Genomic DNA, 17,066 nt, shown 5'->3' with positions numbered 1-17,066 from the left:
TAAGAATTCGTTACGACTAGCGAAATTGCGCGAGGAACCGCAAGTCGTTGTCGAAGAACAGACGCAAGTCGTTCACGCCGTAACGGAGCATGGCCAGACGCTCGACGCCCATGCCGAAGGCAAAGCCGGAGAACTCTTCCGGGTCGATGCCGGACATGCGCAGCACGTTCGGGTGAACCATGCCGCAGCCCATCACTTCCAGCCAGCCAGTCTGTTTGCAGACGCGGCAGCCTTTACCGCTGCACATCACGCATTCCATGTCGACTTCGGCGGATGGCTCGGTGAACGGGAAGTACGAAGGACGGAAACGCACGGCCAGTTCTTTCTCGAAGAACACCCGCAGGAATTCTTCGATGGTGCCTTTGAGATCGGCAAAATTGATATCGCGATCGACCAGCAGGCCTTCGACCTGGTGGAACATCGGCGAATGGGTGATATCGGAGTCGCTGCGATAGACGCGGCCCGGGCAGACGATGCGGATCGGCGGCTGCTTGGATTCCATGGTGCGGACCTGGACGGGCGAGGTATGGGTGCGCAGCAACATGTTGGCATTGAAATAAAAGGTGTCATGCATCGACCGGGCCGGGTGATGGCCTGGGATGTTGAGCGCTTCAAAGTTGTGGTAGTCGTCTTCGACCTCTGGGCCTTCGGCAATGCCGTAGCCAATGCGGGTGAAGAACTGCTCAACGCGCTCCAGAGTCCGGGTGACCGGATGCAGACCGCCAGAGGTCTGGCCACGGCCCGGCAACGTCACGTCGATGGATTCGGCAGACAGTTTGGCAGCCAGTTCGGCTTCTTCAAACAATGCCATGCGCGCATTGAGAACGCCTGTAACACGTTCCTTGGCAACGTTGATCAGCGCGCCGACTTGCGGACGCTCTTCTGCCGGCAGATTCCCCAGGGTCTTCATCACCTGAGTCAATTCGCCCTTTTTGCCAAGGTATTGAACCCGGATTTGCTCCAGGGCATTGATATCTTCAGCGCTTTGCACAGCCTCTAGTGCTTGAGAGACCAGCGCATCCAGGTTTTCCATGTACAGACTCCAGATACAAAATAGGGGAAGAGCTTGAAGGCTCTTCCCCTATTTATGACGTTTAACACCTGGCCCCACAGAGGTGAGGCCGGGTGACTGTCGGGGGTACTTAAGCCAAGGTGGCTTTAGCTTTCTCGACAATCGCAGCAAACGCCGCTTTTTCGTTCACTGCCAGATCAGCCAGAACCTTGCGGTCGATCTCGATGGACGCTTTTTTCAGGCCAGCGATGAAACGGCTGTAGGACAGACCGTTAACACGAGCACCAGCGTTGATACGAGCGATCCACAGAGCGCGGAACTGACGTTTTTTCTGACGACGGTCACGGTAGGCGTACTGGCCTGCCTTGATTACCGCTTGCTTGGCAACACGGAATACGCGGGAGCGTGCGCCGTAGTAGCCTTTAGCAAGTTTCAGAATTTTTTTGTGACGCTTACGGGCAATGACGCCACGCTTTACACGAGCCATGAGTTACTTCCTCTATTCTTGACTAAATTAACGAAGGCGCAGCATGCGCTCGACTTTTGCCACGTCAGACGGATGCAGCAAGCTGCTACCGCGCAGTTGACGCTTACGCTTGGTCGACATTTTAGTCAGGATGTGGCTCTTGAAAGCGTGCTTGTGCTTGATGCCGTTAGCAGTTTTCAGAAACCGCTTGGCAGCACCACTTTTGGTTTTCATTTTTGGCATGTTCGGATACTCCGCATTCAGTTGATAAACATAATCAGAAGGCCTGCCGTGCCCTGTTGATTACTTCTTCTTTTTCGGGGCGATGACCATGATCAGCTGGCGTCCTTCCATCTTAGGATGCTGTTCGACCGAACCGTACTCGAGCAGGTCTTGTTCAACCCGCTTGAGGAGTTCCATCCCCAGCTCCTGGTGGGCCATCTCACGGCCGCGGAATCGCAAGGATACCTTGGCCCTGTCCCCGTCACTCAGGAAACGTACCAGGTTGCGCAGTTTTACCTGGTAATCCCCTTCCTCCGTCCCTGGACGAAACTTGATTTCTTTAACCTGAATCTGCTTCTGGTTTTTCTTCGCCGCGGCAATCTGCTTCTTCTTCTCGAAGATCGACTTGCCGTAGTCCATCACCCGGCAAACAGGCGGGACTGCATCGGCGGAAATTTCCACCAGATCAAGCTTTGCTTCTTCAGCGATACGAAGCGCTTCATCAATCGAGACGATGCCAATCTGCTCGCCATCAGCGCCAATTAACCGAACCTCGCGTGCCGAGATATTCTCGTTGATCGGGGCTTTCGGTGCAGCTCGTTTATCTTGTCTCATTTCACGCTTAATAATAATTACTCCGAATCTGGGCGACCACGCCGGGAAACCGCTTGCGCGAGAAACTCAGCGAACTGGGCGACGGGCATCGAGCCCAGGTCAGCACCTTCACGAGTACGCACAGCGACAGTCTGCATCTCGACTTCCTTATCTCCGATAACCAAAAGATAGGGAACCTTGAGCAAAGTATGCTCGCGGATTTTAAAGCCGATCTTTTCATTTCTCAAGTCGGACTTGGCACGAAATCCGCTTTCGTTGAGAGTTTTTTCAACCTCTGCAACAAAATCTGCCTGTTTATCAGTGATATTCATGATCACCGCCTGGGTCGGCGCGAGCCACGCAGGGAAAGCACCTTCGTAGTGCTCGATCAGAATCCCGACGAAACGCTCGAAAGAACCGAGGATCGCTCGGTGCAACATCACAGGGTGTTTGCGGCTGTTGTCTTCAGAGACGTATTCAGCGCCCAAACGGACAGGCAGGTTAAAATCGAGCTGCAAGGTACCACACTGCCAGACGCGACCGAGACAATCTTTCAGCGAGAACTCGATCTTCGGCCCGTAGAAAGCACCCTCGCCCGGCTGCAGATCGTACGGCAGGCCAGCAGAATCAAGGGCTGCAGCCAATGCTGCTTCAGCGCGATCCCACAGCTCATCGGAGCCGACACGTTTTTCCGGACGAGTGGACAGCTTCATCTCGACTTCGGTAAAGCCGAAATCGCGATAGACGTCCATGGTCAGCTTGATGAACGCAGCGGACTCGGCCTGCATCTGCTCTTCGGTGCAGAAAATGTGCGCGTCGTCCTGGGTGAACGCTCGCACACGCATGATGCCGTGCAACGCACCCGACGGTTCGTTACGGTGGCAGGCACCGAACTCGGCCAGACGCATCGGCAACTCGCGGTAGCTTTTCAGGCCCTGATTGAACACCTGCACGTGGCACGGGCAGTTCATCGGCTTGATGGCGTAGTCGCGGTTTTCCGACTGAGTGGTGAACATGTTGTCGGCATAGTTGGCCCAGTGCCCGGATTTCTCCCACAGGCTGCGGTCGACGACTTGAGGAGTCTTGATCTCAAGGTAGCCGTTGTCGCGCTGGATCTTGCGCATGTACTGCTCGAGCACCTGGTACAGAGTCCAGCCATTCGGGTGCCAGAACACCATGCCCGGCGACTCTTCCTGAGTGTGGAACAGGCCCAGGCGCTTGCCGATCTTGCGGTGATCGCGCTTCTCGGCTTCTTCGATGCGCTGGATGTACGCCGCCAGCTGTTTCTTGTCCGCCCAGGCGGTGCCGTAGACGCGCTGCAATTGCTCGTTCTTGGCGTCGCCACGCCAGTAGGCGCCCGACAGCTTGGTCAGCTTGAAGGATTTCAGGAAACGCGTGTTCGGCACGTGCGGACCGCGGCACATGTCGACGTACTCTTCGTGATAGTACAGACCCATGGCCTGCTCGTTCGGCATATCTTCGACCAGACGCAGCTTGTAGTCTTCGCCGCGGGCCTTGAACACTTCGATCACTTCGGCGCGCGGAGTGACTTTCTTGACGACGTCGTAATCCTTCTCGATCAGCTGCTGCATGCGCTGTTCGATGGCCGCCATGTCTTCCGGCGTGAAAGGACGCTCGTAGGCGATGTCGTAATAGAAGCCTTCGTCGATGACCGGGCCGATGACCATCTTCGCGGTCGGGTACAGCTGTTTGACCGCGTGGCCAACCAGGTGCGCGCAAGAGTGGCGAATGATCTCCAGCCCCTCTTCATCCTTTGGCGTAATGATTTGCAGGGTCGCGTCGCTGCTGATGATGTCGCTGGCGTCGACCAGTTGGCCATTGACCTTGCCCGCGAGCGTCGCCTTGGCCAGACCTGCACCAATGGATGCGGCGACCTCGGCTACGGAAACCGGGTGATCGAATGAACGTTGACTGCCGTCGGGAAGAGTAATAGTTGGCATGGCGCCTCCTCTCCTAGTGGTGACCCCTACCAAAGGTCACGTGGGTTGGGATGAGCCAGTACAAGATCCGATCCAGGCCATTCAATGACGAACGCCTGCCTTACAGCGGCAGGAGCCTTGCGGCCAACCGGAAAACCGAACCAGAGTGACTGGGATTCAAATCGGAAAATTCGCACGCCGACCGCTTCGGGACTGAAGGTCATCCGAAGCCTGAGAACGCTTGAGCCCGGCATGCTAGCACAGATGAGCGGTCGCTTACGCCCTGATTTGGCAGAAGGCGAAATGTCCGTTTTTATGCCAGAGTGCTGAACTTGATAGGCCGTTGCGCCCTCAGATAACAAGACATTGACCCACAAGGAGCATCCTCGCATGCGTCTGAAAAGCTTATTCGCCGTCGTCGCCCCCGTCGTTATGCTGCTGCCATTGAGCGCCCATGCCGACTGGCCGAAAGGCGAGCGCGAGAAGTACATGGCCCAGTGCACTCAGGCTGCCACCCAGCAAATTGGTGCTGCCGCAGCGAAATCCCACTGCGCTTGTGGTGCTGACGCCATCAAGTCCTATCCGGCCAGCGACATTCAGGCGCTGATGGACAACAAGGCGACTCCTGAATTGCAACAGAAAGCCCTTGGCCAGATCGCCAAATGCAAGGCAAATACCGCCCCGAAAAAATAAGAAAACCGGGTATTAACATCGGCTGAAAGACGGAAAAAAGTGCTGGAAATGAGCCTTTTCAGACGATTTATGCAGGTTTTACAGGTTTTTTTATCGTCTTTACGTTTCGCTGAAAGCCTTTCAATCCGGGGCTTTCAGCAGAAACGGGTGGTAAAGAAAACACGACTGATTGGCAAACAGCACGTCCGGGGGGCTCCCAAAGCGAACATTTCGACTATGATACCCGGGTGTGCCCAGTTGGCCTGAGCAGCACAGTACTACTGAAAATATATGTTTCTTGGAGATACACCATGTCTAATCGCCAAACCGGCACCGTTAAATGGTTCAACGATGAAAAAGGCTTCGGCTTCATCACTCCTCAAGGTGGCGGTGACGACCTGTTCGTACACTTCAAAGCTATCGAATCCGACGGTTTCAAAAGCCTGAAAGAAGGCCAGACCGTCTCTTTCGTGGCTGAGAAAGGCCAAAAGGGTATGCAAGCTGCACAGGTTCGCCCAGAGTAATTTCTCGGCGCACTAAAAAAACCCCGTCCAAGTGACGGGGTTTTTTATGTCTTGAACAAAGTGTTCAGCCGCAATTGACGCGGGTAACCACCAGGTTGTTGTCGGTGTTCAGATTCAGGCGATCGGAGCGGTATTCCAGGGTGATCATGTCGTTTGGCTTGAGGAAGCGCGCATTTTGCGCCCCAGCCTTGGCACGTGCCTGATCCAGCAATTCAGGGGATGCCTTCTTGCCGATGGCGAATTGCGCTGCCGATGCTTCGCAGCGGCTGCTTCCCGATTCAGCCGCCACGGGCTCCTTTGCCGACTCGCTGGAGGTTGTGCTGCAACCAGCCAATAGCGCAGCGGCCATAAGTGCACCCAGTGTCGCGAACTTCAAAGGCATGAAGCCTCCTTGTTTTCAAATGTTTAAGCAGAGATCGTGCGACCGCCAATGCGGCGTTTGGTTTCAAGGCTCAAGCCATGCCCTGGCCCACGAGCGGAAAAATGCCGAGTGTGCCTGAGCTGCGCGCAGCGACTCAGCAAACAATCGTGACTGAATATTAACGACATCAATAAACGTCGATGTAGTCATAAGGCGGATTCGGCCAGTTGTCCCTGAGCGCGTTGTAAATCTGCATCACCCAGACTTCATCGCTGGCTGCGACGTTACCCACATAGCCGGAGCCCTTTGCCCAGGTTTCCAGGCGAAAAAGAAGACCGTCGATATCCTGCCCACCGGTCACGGTGGACAGATAGGCGATGCCGTCTTTGGTCACGCGCAATTGGTTGTGTACGTCGTCACTGGCCGAGGCGAGCAATTGGCGCACTGCTTCGAGTGTGAGGCCGTCAGGGCTATTCAGATCGATGTGCACAACAGGGTCCTTGGCAAGCCGGAAAAGACCAAGTGTCGCATAGCACTCCGCTCATGCCTAAGTCGCAGTGCCAAACGCCGCGCAAAATGGTTAACTCGAAAAACAGACATCCTGACCTTTCGAGCCTCCTCATGACCAGTGTAAGCATCGACGCCGCCATCAACGCCAGATGGGCCGAAGGACACAGCTCTTACAGCCCCGGCACGACGGAAGAACTGGCGTTGATCGGCATCGATTTACTGGTCAAGGAGTTGGGAATAGAAGCGGCGCAACATTTCATCAATCAGGTATTCGAACGCTATCCGATCGGTCAGGCCGAACAGGCACAGTGAAAACCCGCAGACAACAGCCTGCGGGTTGACGACTTATTTCAGACGCTTCAAGCGCTCGGTCAGCAGATCAAAGAATCCCTGGGCATCGCCATTTTCGACCCAGAACGCGTTTTTTGGTGCTTTCAAACCGTCGTACCAGTCAACGATGGTCTGGCCGAATGTCGGTCCTTCACGGCTATCCACCACGACGTTGACCGCACGGCCGGTGAATAGCTCAGGCTTGAGCAGGTATGCCACAACGGTCGCGTCATGCACCGGGCCGCCGGGAATGCCGTAGTGCTCCATATCGCCCTTGATGTATTCGTTGAGAATGTCGCCGACGATTTTGCTCGCATTGTTGTTCAGCGCGGCGATCTGCTTCAGGCGTGCATCGCTGGTCAGGATCTTGTGGGTCACGTCCAGCGGCAGATAGGTGAGTTTCACCCCGCTCTTGAGCACCACCTCGGCAGCCTGCGGATCAGCGAACAGGTTGAATTCAGCGACAGGGGTAATGTTGCCACCGTTGAAATGCGCCCCGCCCATGATCACCACTTCCTTGATGCCCTGAACGATTTCCGGTTCCTGGATCAACGCCAGAGCCAGGTTGGTCTGCGGGCCGAGCATGGCGATGGTGATGCTGTGCGGTTTGGCCGATTTAAGAGTGTCGATCAGATAATTGACCGCATTGCCTTTCGCCAGGCCTTTCTTCGGTTCGTGAACCGTCACGCCCGACAGGCCTTCCTTGCCATGAATATTCTCGGCGTAGATCGGCGTGCGCATCAGCGGCCTCGGTGCGCCAGCGTAAACCGGCACGTCTTCGCGCCCTGCCCATTCGCGAGCCAGCCGCGCGTTGCGCGAGGTCTTGTCCAGGCGCACATTGCCCGCGACGGTGGTCAAGGCACGGATATTCAATTCATCCGGCGAAGCCAGGGCAAAGAGCAAGGCGACCACGTCGTCAGCGCCTGGATCGGTGTCGATGATCAGGTCGATCTTTTCCGCCGCCTGTGCGCCGGTCGCAGTAATCACGGACAAAAGCAGCAGACCCCGAAGCAGTTGATGGAGTTTTTCAGCATAGCGTTGCATAGCGCATTCCTTGTGCAGGTGAAATCGGAAATCAGAATGTAACTCCGGCGACCAGAACGATGTTGCAGTACGGCTGACATTCTCCTGTACGAATGATCGCCCTGGCCTGTCGGCTAAGCACCTTGAACTGCTCATGAGTGAGCAGATCCCTACGGCCCAGCGCGCCCTCTTCGTTCAACGCGTCCAGATCGGCCAGCGCCGTGGGTTGCTTGTCGAAGATCTCCTTGGCCAGCACATGGCTTTCCACCTGCATCTCGCTGAGCACGACTTTCAGCGTGCTGACGAAATCAGGGACGCCATGGGTCAGCGCCAGATCAATCAATTCGACACCCGGCGGCACGGGCAAACCGGCATCGCCAATCACGACCATGTCACCGTGGCCAAGAGAAGCGATCAGTCGCGACAGCGCGACGTTGAGTAATGGAGTCTTTTTCATGCGGGTCTGAACGCCTGTACTTCGGACATGGTTGGAATCGACGGTTGTGCACCGGCACGGGTAACCGACAGTGCCGCAGCGATCTGACCGTAGCGGATCGCCTCGGCTTCGGATTTGCCATTGGCCAGCGCTGCGGCGAAGCCGCCGACAAAGGTGTCACCCGCCGCCGTGGTATCCAGCGCCTTCACGGTCGGCGCGGGGAAGTGTTCGAATCCCTTGCCATTGGCGAACAAAGAACCCTGCGCGCCCAAGGTGACGATGACTTTACCGGCACCCATGGCGATCAATTGGCTGGCAGCCGTTTCTGCCGACTGCAGCGAGTCGACAGCGAGCCCGCTCAATGCAGCGGCTTCGCTCTCGTTGGGGATCAGGTAGTCGATCGCGGCAAACCAGTCTGCCGGCAAAGGGCGACTGACTGGCGCCGGGTTAAGAATCACGGTTTTGCCCAGTTCACGTGCACGCTTGAGCGCATGCCCGACCGTCGCATCGGGAATCTCGAGCTGACAGATCACTACATCGGCGGCCTGCAAAATCGCGTCAAAGCGCTCGATTACCGCCGGCGTCATCGCGCCGTTGGCACCAGCGACAATCACGATGGCGTTCTGGCTGTTGTCATCCACCACAATCAGCGCGACGCCACTGGAATCCTCTACGACACTGACAGCCTGGCAGTCGATATCCTCGGCGAGCAAGGCATCGCGTAATCGCACGCCGTAGTCGTCATGGCCCACGCAGCCGATCATTGCCACCTGCGCGCCCAGACGAGCAGCGGCAACTGCCTGATTGGCGCCCTTGCCGCCCGACACCGTGGCAAAGGAATGACCAATCAGCGTTTCACCGCCGCGCGGCAGTCGTGGCGCCCGGGTGACCAGGTCCATGTTCAGGCTGCCTATTACCACTACATTTGCTGGCATACATCACTACTCATCAATTCGGTTTCAGCGATATTCGGTAAACACGCCGGACAGCGGCGCGGTCGATTCGCGCAGGACAATGCTCGGGGTCACGATGCGTTGATCGGTGCCCGAGTCCGGCGCAGCAATTCTGCGCAACAGCACTTCGGCGGCCATCTCGCCCAGTTGCAGGATCGACTGGCCGACCGTGGTCAGCGCCGGATAGACATAACGGCTCATCTGGATGTCATCGAAGCCGATCACGGACAATTCAGCCGGCACCCTGACATTCCGTTCCGCCGCCGCACGCAGCACACCGATACCAATCATGTCGTTGCCGGCAAAAATCGCGCTGGGCGGATTGCTTTCAAGCAGCCGGGCCGCGGCGTTGTAACCACCGGTGCTGGTGAAGTCGCTTTCCAGCATGCGCTCTTCGCGCACCTCGATTCCCGCCTCTTGCAGCGCTCGGCAATAACCGGCCTGACGCATTTGCGCCACGCTGGTACTGGCTGGACCGCCGATCGTGGCGATGTCGCGATGCCCCAACTCGAGCAGGTGGCGGGTTGCCAGATAAGCGCCGTATTCGTGGTCGATGCGCACCAGATCGGCATTCACACCTTCCAGGCCCCGGTCGACGATGACCATCGGCGTCTTCACGCCTGCCAGCCCTTGCGCCAGACCACTGTCACCGCCAGCAGAGGCGACGATCAAACCGTCGATGCGTTTTTCCAGCAACACGCGCAGATAACTGCGCTGCTTGTCCGGATTGTCGTCGGAGTTACAGAGAATCACGCAGTAACCGTTGCGCTCGCAGTAATCCTCGATTCCCCGCGCCAATTCAGCGAAGTACGGGTTGAGACTATTAGGTACCAGCAAACCGATGGTCGCAGTGGTCTTGGCTTTCAGCGAGCGCGCCACGGCACTGGGAACGTAGTCGAGGCTCTTGATCGCCGCCTCGACTTTGCGCCGCACTTCTTGACTCACCGGGCGGGTGTTATTCACCACGTGCGACACGGTCGTGTAGGAAATACCCGCAAGCGCCGCTACATCCTTGATCGTTGCCATGGTTCAGCCCCGGCGACTGGCGCGTTGACTGCGATAGGTGTCGAGCACCACAGCGATAACGATTACCGCGCCGGTGATGATGCGCTTGGTCGGCTCCGTCGCCCCAATCTGCGCGAGACCGGCCGCGAGCACGGAAATGATCAACACGCCAAAGAAAGTACTGATCACCGAACCGCGCCCGCCCATCAGGCTGGTGCCGCCGATAACCACGGCCGCGATCACTTGCAGTTCCAGTCCGGAACCTGCGTTCGGGTCCGCTGCTTCCAGACGGGAAATCTGAAACAGCGCAGCGATACCTGCCAGCAGCCCCATCAGGCTGAACACCAGAATCTTGTAGGGCTTGGGATTGATCCCGGCCAGACGCACGGCCTCTTCGTTGGTGCCGATGCCGATCAGATAACGACCAAAAACCGTGCGGGTCAGAACCGCCTGCGCAATGAAGATCACCAGCAAAGCGATGATGAACGACGGGGAAATGCCGAACGCGATCGGATTCGACAGCCAGGCGAACGCATCGCCAATGTACGCAGTACGCGACCCGGTCATCTGATATGCCACACCACGGGCCATTTCCAGCACGCCGAGGGAGACGATGAACGACGGAATCCGCCAGGCCACGGTGATCGAGCCAGTGATGGTGCCCGCCAGAGCCGCCACCGCCATGCCGAGCAGGGCCGCCGGCAAAACGCTCCAGCCCCAGCCGAGAATCGCAACGCTGACCGTCGATGCGGCCAGCGCCAGCACCGAGCCGACGGACAAATCAATACCGCCGATGATCAGCACAAAGGTCATGCCTACCGCCAGGACCATCAGATCGGGAATCTGGTTGGCCAGGGTGCTGAAAGTGTTGTACGAGAGAAAATGGCTGCTCAGGATCGAGAACAGCGCAATCATCGCCAGCAACGCACCGGCCAGGCCCAGATAAGTACCCAGACCGAAGAAATTGCCACTACGTTTACTGGCAGAAGATGCAGTTTTCATGGGAGATCCCTAGGCGCTGCTTCATTGAGCAACGCATCACGTTTTTGGTAGCCGGCGAATGCGGCGGCAAGCAAATCATCCTGGGTCCAGCTGTCGCGCTCGAAGGTGTCGATCAGCCGCCCCGCCGAGAGCACGCCGATCCGATCACAGATCAGCATCAACTCGCGCAAGTCGCTGGACACCACCACCAGCGCCTTGCCCTGACGGGTCAGCTCGCCGAGCAAACCGTAAATGTCGAACTTGGCACCGACATCAATTCCGCGAGTGGGCTCGTCGAACAGCAGCACTGAACAGTCGCGCTCCAGCCAACGACCGATCACGACCTTCTGCTGATTGCCGCCGGACAGCTCCGAAACCAACTGCGTAGGGCTCGAGCTGCGGATGCGCATGGCCTCGATCTGACGTTGCGCCAAGGAAATTTCGTCGCCGTTGTTGACGAAACCGCCACTGGAGATTTCCGGCATGTTGCCCAAGGCGATGTTGGCGCTGATCGACTGACTGAGCAGCAGCCCTTCGCCCTTGCGATCCTCGGTGATCAGCGCAATGCCGTTGCGTACCGCATCGACAGGCGAGCGAACACTCACAACCTTGGCCGGCGAGCCGAGCGCGATGGTGCCGCTGTCGGCAACATCGGCACCGAAGATCAGCCGCAGCAACTCCGTGCGCCCTGCCCCGATCAATCCGGAAATGCCGTAAATCTCGCCGGCGCGCACCTCGAAGGAAACATCGCGGACCTTGTCAGAACGCGTCAGGCCGTTGACCGTCAGCGCCGGAGCGCCGATCTTGCGCGGCCCCATGTCGATGTGTTCGCCCAGTTCGCGACCGACCATCAAGGTGACCAGTTGCTCGCTGTTGTAGTTGGCCATCGGCTCGACGCAGACCAGATTGCCGTCACGCAGCACAGCAATGCGTTGCGCCACACGCGCCAGTTCTTCGAGGCGGTGAGAGATATAAATGATGGAAACGCCGCGAGCCTGCAGTCGCGTGATCTGCTCGAAGAGCATTTCGACTTCGCGCGCGGTGAGCATCGCGGTCGGCTCATCGAGGATCAATACGTGGCAATCGCCGATCAGGTTGCGCGCGATTTCGACCATTTGCTGATGACCGATGCCCAACTCGCCGACCAGCGTGTCCGGGTCGATCGCATCGAGGCCGACCTGCGCCATGGCTTCGATCGCCGCCTTGCGCAATTGCTTGCGGCTGATCCAGCCCGCGCTGCTCGGCAGATTATCCAGAAACAGGTTTTCCGCCACCGACAGCGTCGGCAACAGATTGAGTTCTTGCATGACCATGCGCACGCCAAGCTCTTCGGCTTGGGTACGGCTGCCCGGACGATAGTCCTTGCCCTGGAATTGCATCTGGCCGGTGGTCGGCGTCACCAGACCACCAATGATCTTCGACAGGGTACTTTTGCCGGCACCATTTTCGCCGGTCAGCGCCAGTACTTCACCGCGCATCAGCGTCAGATCGATGCCGGTGAGCACCGGTTGCGCATAGGTCTTGCCGATACCGCTGACCGAGAGGACAGCGTTCGGAGCGGAAACTGACATAGGAATCTCCACGCGCTCGCCCGGACGGACGAGCGCCGTTGTGTCGCCAGATGACTTACTGGGTGACCAGCTCGACCGGTGTTTCGATCACGCCGTTGGCACCGCTGTCGACTTTCTCGCCTTTGATGATCTTCAGCGCGGTTTCGATGCCGAACACGGCCTGCCTGGCTGCAAACTGGTCAGCCGTCGCCAGTACGCGGCCGTCCTTGAGCATTGGCTTGATCGCGTTGATATTGTCGTAACCGACGACTTTCACCTGCCCTGCCTTACCAGCGGCACGGACTGCGGAAACGGCACCGACCGCCATGCTGTCGTTACCAGCCAGCAGTGCTTTGACATCCGGGTATTCACTGAGGATCGAAGCGGCAACCTTGTTGCCCTTGTCGATTTCCCAGTCACCGGATTGCAGCGAGACCACTTTGATCTGTGCGGCTTCCATCGCGTCCTTGAAGCCGGCCGTACGCGCCTGCGCGTTGGTGGTGGTGGACACGCCTTCGATGATGCCGACCTCGTCGCCCGCCTTCAGTTGCTTGGCCAGGTATTCGCCCACCAGACGTGCGCCCTTGCGGTTGTCCGGACCTACGAAAGGCACGTTGATGTTTTTGCTTTTGACCACAGCAGGATCGAGCTGGTTATCGATGTTGATCACCGTGATACCGGCGTCTACGGCCTTCTTGATCACTGGCACCATGGCCTTGGAGTCAGAAGGCGCGATCACCAGCGCATTCACCTTGGCCAGAATCATCTGTTCGACGATGCGAGTCTGGCCAGCGGTGTCGGTTTCGTCCTTGATGCCGTTGGAGATCAGATCGAAATCGGCGGAGTGTTCTTTCTGGTAGGCTTTGGCGCCGTCTTCCATGGTCAGGAAGAATTCGTTGGCCAAAGATTTCATGACCAGCGCGACTTTGGGTTTTTCTGCGGATTCGGCGAACGCCGAGGAGACAGGTAGTGCGGCGGCTGTGGCAGCCAGCATAGCGACAGCAAGAAGACGTGCGGCGAAGGGCAGCTTCATGGGTTCACTCCGATCTTATGATTATTGTGAGCAACGTTTGCGCTGACGTAACCTACGTCACGGCTTCGGGACCAGATGCCCTTCAAGCCGCGCAAACGTTTGCGTAGATCGAACTATGAGAATACCGCCGACATTTGTCAACAATCAGAAATCGTCTTTTGTTGTAGGCCGAATCGCTGAGTTGGCCATCTGACGCTTCAGGCGGTCGTGTTGACCAAGCCCCCGCTGGTAGCGCTTTTCGACATTTCCTTGACCAATGCACCCGCTACTTCCGCCAGTGCCGCGCTGGTTTGCGCAATCTGGCCCTGGATCGACATTACTGCCTGGGTTTTCGCTTCAGGCGTCGGATAGCTAGCAGCCTGAGCGGCAGCCAGTTGCTGTTGCTGCTCCTGGAGTTGCTTTTGCAATTCCTTCATCCGCTTGAGCAACGTCTTGACGGTGATGCTGAGATTGCTGTCAGCCTCCGTTTCACTGTTTTCCTGCACAGGACCACCACCGGTTCTGACCTGATTCTTCTCAGTCTTCTCGGTACCCAGCGCCTGCGCCGATGCCTCATTGGTCGCGTCGTTCAGGGTGTTGATAGTCGCTGCTGTTTTACCGCCGATGGTGACTGCAGCGGGATTGGCAAAACCGACCGTCAGTGACATGTGAACTCCTAAGATTTGGTTTCCTTGAGGACGCATCGGCCTGAAAGCACATTTCTTTAGCGGGGATTTGTCACGGGTCGGCATTTCAAAAAATCGCCATCGGTGAGCCGAACGAGAATCCGCCTGTCGTTCGGAATCCCGGATGGGCAAGGCGGAAACAATACTTCGACTATCGACAAATATTGATTTAAATCATCGGCTTAAACATTTTCCGTGGGCACATTACGCATGGTATGAATCCTGCTCCCCTCCTTGCACCTCAAGCATTCAGATCGGCTTGGGGCGCATCTAGATGAACCTGCATCAGCACCGTCTCACGACTAGAGAGAAAAATAATGAAATCTGCTTTCAATACCTTGATTCCGGGCGCATTGGCCCTCCTCCTGCTCCTGCCGAGCGCCGCTCAGGCAAAAGAAGTCGAAACCCAGACCAAACTGGCCAACGTCGTTGTTCTCGCCACGGGCGGTACCATCGCCGGCGCTGGCGCCAGTGCCGCAAACAGTGCCACTTACCAGGCAGCGAAAGTCGGTATCGAACAACTTATCGCCGGCATCCCCGAGTTGAGCAAACTGGCTAACGTGCGTGGCGAACAAGTCATGCAGATCGCTTCGGAAAGCATTACCAACGACAACCTGCTGCAATTGGGTCGTCGCGTTTCCGAACTGGCTGACAGCAAGGACGTTGACGGCATCGTTATCACCCACGGCACCGACACCCTCGAAGAAACCGCTTACTTCCTGAACCTGGTCGAGAAGACCGACAAGCCGATCATCGTCGTAGGTTCGATGCGTCCGGGCACTGCCATGTCGGCAGACGGCATGCTCAACCTGTACAACGCCGTCGCCGTGGCGAGCAGCAAAGAAGCACGCGGCAAAGGTGTGCTGGTCACCATGAACGACGAGATCCAGTCCGGTCGCGACGTCAGCAAAATGATCAACATCAAGACCGAAGCGTTCAAAAGCGCCTGGGGTCCACTGGGCATGGTTGTCGAAGGCAAATCCTACTGGTTCCGCCTGCCAGCCAAGCGTCACACCATGGATTCGGAATTCGACATCAAGGACATCAAGAGCCTGCCTGATGTAGAAATCGCCTATTCCTACGGCAACGTCGGCGATACCGCCTACAAGGCACTGGCGCAAGCCGGCGCCAAAGCGATCATCCACGCCGGCACCGGCAACGGTTCGGTATCGTCCCGCGTGGTTCCATCGCTGCAAGCGTTGCGCAAGGATGGCGTGCAGATCATTCGCTCGTCCCACGTCAACGCCGGAGGTTTTGTCCTGCGTAACGCCGAACAGCCTGACGACAAATACGACTGGGTTGTCGCTCACGATCTGAACCCGCAAAAAGCCCGCATCCTGGCGATGGTCGCGCTGACCAAGACCAACGACAGCAAAGAACTGCAACGGATGTTCTGGGAATACTGATTGAACATCGCCTGATCACTTCTCGATCAGGCAATTGCGCATCACCTGTCAGCTTGGCAGGTGGTGCCCCGCTTACACCCTTCCAATACTTTTCCCACAAAAATCTCGACAAGCCCTACACCAAAACCGGAAACCCGCTGTCAGAGGATTTTCTTGAATTTTAAGCAGTTGCGAAATCGCTTACAGTTAAATACTGTATGCACGTACAGCTTAATAAGGATAACCTCGTGGCCACCTCTCCTGCTGCTCCTGACGCCTACGAACGCATGGGTATGCGCGTTCAGAAAATCATCAATTCCCCCACCGCACAAAAAGCCAAGGCCGCACTTATTTTCCGTTTGCCGGATGAGCCGATGGATGACTGGGAGCGCCTGCTTGAGGAAATCGACGAGAACGACAACGTTACCCTCGCTTATCGCGATGACGGCGGCGTGCAGATTTTTTGGGTTGTGCCGAAGGAAGATTGATTCAATGAGTGTCCGGTGTATTGCTTTGCTGTTGCTGATTTTCGCTGTGAGCGCCCAGGCTGGCGCGCCACGAACCTTTTCCGAAGCCAAGAAAGCCGCGTGGAAACTCTACGCGCCGCAGTCCACCGAGTTTTACTGCGGCTGCAAATACACCGGCAACAAAGTCGATCTGAAGGCTTGTGGTTATGTGCCGCGCAAAAACGCCAAGCGTGCGTCGAGAATCGAGTGGGAGCACATCGTGCCGGCGTGGCAGATCGGACATCAGCGACAGTGCTGGCAGCAAGGCGGACGCAAGAATTGCACACGCTACGATCCGGTGTATCAAAAGGCCGAAGCTGACTTGCATAACCTGGTACCGAGCATCGGTGAAGTCAACGGTGACCGCAGCAACTTCAGTTACGGCTGGTTGCCGGTGCAGTCCGGTCAGTACGGTTCCTGCCTGACGCAGGTCGACTTCAAGGCGAAGAAGGTCATGCCCCGCCCTTCGATTCGCGGCATGATCGCCCGCACATATTTTTATATGAGCAAACAATACGGACTGCGCCTGTCCAAACAGGATCGACAGTTGTACGAGGCGTGGGACAAGACCTATCCGGTGCAGGACTGGGAGCGTCAGCGCAACCAAAGCGTGGCGTGTGTGATGGGGCGCGGCAACGAATTTGTCGGCTCGGTGAATCTGAAAGCCTGCGGCTGATTGCAGCATAAATAAAAAGGCCTCGAGCGTTATGCTCGAGGCCTTTTTCATGTCTCTTCAACCTGTTTTGAAGGCGCTTCGCTTATGGCGTGAGCGGATGCTCGATCACCACTGATTCGATATTTTGTTTCTTGGCTTTTACCAGCGCTGCATCGACCTGCACCTTTCGCGCCTCGGCGTCAGCTTGGGAATTGAACGGACCGATCAGAATTCGTGTTTTAC

The 17,066-nt window shown here is 57.1% G+C and carries 21 protein-coding genes and 1 pseudogene; 6 read left to right on the top strand and 16 right to left on the bottom strand.

All coding sequences use genetic code 11. The features are described 5' to 3' along the window. Window positions 1-16: 16 nt before the first annotated feature. The 5 genes from pheS to thrS all read right to left on the bottom strand — a co-directional run bounded on the left by pheS (window position 17) and on the right by thrS (window position 4,255). On the bottom strand, window positions 17-1,033 hold the full coding sequence (gene pheS / locus D6877_RS13260; protein WP_003226365.1) for a phenylalanine--tRNA ligase subunit alpha: 1,017 nt from the start codon (window positions 1,031-1,033) through the stop codon (window positions 17-19). Window positions 1,034-1,142: 109 nt separating this feature from the next. Then, window positions 1,143-1,499, bottom strand: a complete 357-nt coding sequence (gene rplT, locus D6877_RS13255; protein WP_002553161.1) for a 50S ribosomal protein L20 — start codon at window positions 1,497-1,499, stop codon at window positions 1,143-1,145. A gap of 27 nt (window positions 1,500-1,526) precedes the next feature. Continuing rightward, entirely contained in the window at window positions 1,527-1,721 is a 195-nt protein-coding gene (gene rpmI / locus D6877_RS13250) for a 50S ribosomal protein L35 (protein ID WP_002553160.1), read from the bottom strand. A 60-nt stretch (window positions 1,722-1,781) separates the two neighbouring features. Next, window positions 1,782-2,333: a translation initiation factor IF-3 gene (gene infC / locus D6877_RS13245; RefSeq protein WP_169432615.1), complete on the bottom strand. Its 552-nt coding sequence runs from the start codon at window positions 2,331-2,333 to the stop codon at window positions 1,782-1,784. Beyond that, on the bottom strand, window positions 2,333-4,255 hold the full coding sequence (thrS, locus tag D6877_RS13240; protein WP_130911084.1) for a threonine--tRNA ligase: 1,923 nt from the start codon (window positions 4,253-4,255) through the stop codon (window positions 2,333-2,335). Before thrS ends, infC begins: the two co-directional genes overlap by 1 nt. A gap of 369 nt (window positions 4,256-4,624) precedes the next feature. Here thrS and D6877_RS13235 point away from each other — a divergent pair, with 369 nt between their 5' ends. Together D6877_RS13235 and D6877_RS13230 are read left to right on the top strand one after the other, a co-directional pair. Next, window positions 4,625-4,927: a hypothetical protein gene (locus D6877_RS13235; protein ID WP_130911083.1), complete on the top strand. Its 303-nt coding sequence runs from the start codon at window positions 4,625-4,627 to the stop codon at window positions 4,925-4,927. 290 nt (window positions 4,928-5,217) lie between these two features. Continuing rightward, window positions 5,218-5,430 carry a cold-shock protein gene (locus tag D6877_RS13230; RefSeq protein WP_003179963.1) on the top strand — a complete coding sequence of 71 codons (213 nt, stop codon included), beginning with the start codon at window positions 5,218-5,220 and terminating at the stop codon, window positions 5,428-5,430. A gap of 64 nt (window positions 5,431-5,494) precedes the next feature. Here the strand turns inward: D6877_RS13230 and D6877_RS13225 are convergent, their stop codons facing one another. Continuing rightward, window positions 5,495-5,812 (bottom strand): I78 family peptidase inhibitor, encoded by a 318-nt coding sequence (locus tag D6877_RS13225; protein WP_130902656.1) that lies wholly within the window; start codon window positions 5,810-5,812, stop codon window positions 5,495-5,497. A gap of 166 nt (window positions 5,813-5,978) precedes the next feature. Beyond that, on the bottom strand, window positions 5,979-6,281 hold the full coding sequence (locus tag D6877_RS13220; protein ID WP_130911082.1) for a hypothetical protein: 303 nt from the start codon (window positions 6,279-6,281) through the stop codon (window positions 5,979-5,981). 131 nt (window positions 6,282-6,412) lie between these two features. Between D6877_RS13220 and D6877_RS13215 the strand changes: the two genes are divergently transcribed. After that, on the top strand, window positions 6,413-6,613 hold the full coding sequence (locus D6877_RS13215) for a hypothetical protein (RefSeq protein WP_130911081.1): 201 nt from the start codon (window positions 6,413-6,415) through the stop codon (window positions 6,611-6,613). A 33-nt stretch (window positions 6,614-6,646) separates the two neighbouring features. On the opposite strand, the gene D6877_RS13210 is transcribed toward D6877_RS13215, so the two are convergent. From D6877_RS13210 to D6877_RS13175, 8 genes are all read right to left on the bottom strand, one after another. After that, window positions 6,647-7,675, bottom strand: coding sequence for a nucleoside hydrolase (locus tag D6877_RS13210; RefSeq protein ID WP_130911080.1), 1,029 nt, complete (start codon window positions 7,673-7,675; stop codon window positions 6,647-6,649). 31 nt (window positions 7,676-7,706) lie between these two features. Next, window positions 7,707-8,111, bottom strand: coding sequence for a D-ribose pyranase (gene rbsD / locus D6877_RS13205; RefSeq protein WP_130911079.1), 405 nt, complete (start codon window positions 8,109-8,111; stop codon window positions 7,707-7,709). Then, window positions 8,108-9,025: a ribokinase gene (gene rbsK, locus D6877_RS13200; RefSeq protein ID WP_130911078.1), complete on the bottom strand. Its 918-nt coding sequence runs from the start codon at window positions 9,023-9,025 to the stop codon at window positions 8,108-8,110. The genes rbsD and rbsK overlap by 4 nt, the downstream gene beginning before the upstream one ends. 24 nt (window positions 9,026-9,049) lie before the next feature. Beyond that, on the bottom strand, window positions 9,050-10,069 hold the full coding sequence (locus tag D6877_RS13195; RefSeq protein ID WP_071171731.1) for a LacI family DNA-binding transcriptional regulator: 1,020 nt from the start codon (window positions 10,067-10,069) through the stop codon (window positions 9,050-9,052). A 3-nt stretch (window positions 10,070-10,072) separates the two neighbouring features. Next, on the bottom strand, window positions 10,073-11,050 hold the full coding sequence (locus tag D6877_RS13190) for an ABC transporter permease (protein ID WP_130911077.1): 978 nt from the start codon (window positions 11,048-11,050) through the stop codon (window positions 10,073-10,075). Further along, on the bottom strand, window positions 11,047-12,600 hold the full coding sequence (locus D6877_RS13185) for a sugar ABC transporter ATP-binding protein (RefSeq protein ID WP_130911076.1): 1,554 nt from the start codon (window positions 12,598-12,600) through the stop codon (window positions 11,047-11,049). The genes D6877_RS13190 and D6877_RS13185 overlap by 4 nt, the downstream gene beginning before the upstream one ends. A gap of 55 nt (window positions 12,601-12,655) precedes the next feature. After that, a complete protein-coding gene (locus tag D6877_RS13180; RefSeq protein WP_130911075.1) occupies window positions 12,656-13,612 on the bottom strand; it encodes a sugar ABC transporter substrate-binding protein in 957 nt (318 codons plus the stop codon). A 197-nt stretch (window positions 13,613-13,809) separates the two neighbouring features. Next, complete coding sequence (locus D6877_RS13175) at window positions 13,810-14,259, bottom strand: hypothetical protein (protein ID WP_130911105.1); 450 nt, start codon at window positions 14,257-14,259, stop codon at window positions 13,810-13,812. 335 nt (window positions 14,260-14,594) lie between these two features. Between D6877_RS13175 and D6877_RS13170 the strand changes: the two genes are divergently transcribed. From D6877_RS13170 to D6877_RS13160, 3 genes are all read left to right on the top strand, one after another. After that, window positions 14,595-15,683: an asparaginase gene (locus D6877_RS13170; RefSeq protein WP_130911074.1), complete on the top strand. Its 1,089-nt coding sequence runs from the start codon at window positions 14,595-14,597 to the stop codon at window positions 15,681-15,683. 197 nt (window positions 15,684-15,880) lie between these two features. Then, window positions 15,881-16,150: a DUF1654 domain-containing protein gene (locus tag D6877_RS13165; RefSeq protein ID WP_016774035.1), complete on the top strand. Its 270-nt coding sequence runs from the start codon at window positions 15,881-15,883 to the stop codon at window positions 16,148-16,150. 4 nt (window positions 16,151-16,154) lie between these two features. Next, complete coding sequence (locus D6877_RS13160; protein WP_130911073.1) at window positions 16,155-16,844, top strand: endonuclease I family protein; 690 nt, start codon at window positions 16,155-16,157, stop codon at window positions 16,842-16,844. Window positions 16,845-16,926: 82 nt separating this feature from the next. Here D6877_RS13160 and D6877_RS29890 read toward each other — a convergent pair. After that, window positions 16,927-17,066: pseudogene (locus tag D6877_RS29890) on the bottom strand (SPOR domain-containing protein); the annotation flags it as partial.

The sequence above is a fragment of the Pseudomonas sp. Sample_9 genome, from assembly GCF_004307535.1.
GTDB lineage: Bacteria > Pseudomonadota > Gammaproteobacteria > Pseudomonadales > Pseudomonadaceae > Aquipseudomonas > Aquipseudomonas mercuritolerans.
This window is presented reverse-complemented; position numbering and strand designations above follow the sequence as displayed.